This is a genomic window from Staphylococcus sp. GDX8P54P (assembly GCF_017893165.1).
Classification (GTDB): domain Bacteria; phylum Bacillota; class Bacilli; order Staphylococcales; family Staphylococcaceae; genus Staphylococcus; species Staphylococcus borealis.
In genome coordinates, this window is sequence record NZ_JAESMM010000094.1 from 1 (window position 1) to 1,623 (window position 1,623).

Annotated in this window: 1 protein-coding gene; it reads right to left on the minus strand. The window is 29.0% G+C overall.

What is annotated here, in order from left to right; all coding sequences use genetic code 11:
• The coding region (locus KA909_RS13420; RefSeq protein WP_481906440.1) for a phage tail protein at window positions 1-1,623 on the minus strand (1,623 nt) is incomplete at both ends.

Sequence of the window (1,623 nt, forward strand, 5' to 3'; positions counted from 1 at the left end):
GACACCTTCGATTAATTTATTTAGACCACTTTTAACCGAATTGACCATACCACCGATATGACCTTTGATTTTCCCAATAATATTTTTAAGTCCACTATTCATATTATTGAATGTTCTTCGAACACTACTCCATAATCCTTTAGCCATATTAACCGTTGTATTCTTGATACTACGCCAAGTATTAGACATAAAGCTTTTAACACGGTTAAAGATATTACGAGTGCCACGAGATAAACTATTCCAAGTGTTTTTGACACCTGACCATAAACTTTTAGCTGAGTTTACAACTGAATTTCTTATTTTTCTCCATATAGATATGAGCCAATTTTTTAATTTAGTAAAAATAGAACGTGTTGAACTCCATAAACGACTGAATGCATTTTTAACTCCTGAATGTAAACCTTTAGCAAACGAAATCACTTTATTCTTAATATATTTCCAAACATTTACTATAAAAGTTTTGAGTTTGTTAAATATAGTACGTGTAAATTTATATAAAGCATTAAATGCTTTTTTTACTCCTGAACTTAAAGCTTTTGCTAAAGAAATCACTTTATTTTTTATAGAAGTCCAAACTTTATATATAAATTGTCTTAAACCACTAAAAATTGTATGTGTAATATTCTTAACTGCAGTAAACCATTTTTTTACTCCATTAAATATAGCTTTTACCGAATTTACTATAACGTTTTTTATTCCACGGAAAACAACGCCTATAAATCTACGGACTGCACCAAAAATTGTTTTAGTTATCCCTAAAATTCTTCTAAACACTGTGCTAATAATATTCCATATAAATCTTAAGACAGTGCTAATGATTGTTTTCACACCATTAAATGATTTACTAATAACCGACTTAAATAAACCACCAAATATTTTTACGACTTTCAATATTTTTCCAATAAACCATAATTGTATTAAGTTCCATATTAGAACTAAAGCACCTTTAAAGACTTGTTTAACGCCTTCCCAAACTAATCTCCATTGACCTGTGAAAATACCAGAGAAAATTTTAACAATGCCTAGTATTACGTCTAACGCAGCTCTAATGATGTTTTTAATATTATTCCAAGTATCTACTACTAGAATTTTAATTATAGGCCATACAAATTTCATTATGCCTAAAATAATATTCATAGCTCCTTTAATTACTGGAACGATAATATTCATAAATATCACTCGAACTAAGTTACCTAAGTCTCTAAGGTTTGGTCCGATCAGTTCTTTAAGATATACAAAAAAGTCAACAAAGAAATTACCAATGTTTTTAAGTGCTTGTATAACAGTATCGCCATTTTCAGTCCAAAAATCTGTTAACTTTTTGCCAATTTCTTTAACAAAATTAAATATAGAGTTAAAAGCGTCTAAAAATAACTTACGAATTTGTAACAATCTCATTGTCAATTTAGTTGCTGTTTCTTTTGGCATTATTTTTGAAAGCAAATCAAGTGTCGGCAAGAAATTTCCAGACAATAATTTTTTTAATGCTTCAAATATGGTTTTAACTACTCCCCACATTTTTTTGAAGCTATTAATGACTGGCTCTATTACAGAATTAACGATATTTCTAAACGTCTCTGATTTTTTATAGGCAACTACAAAGGCTGTTCCTATTGCTGCAAT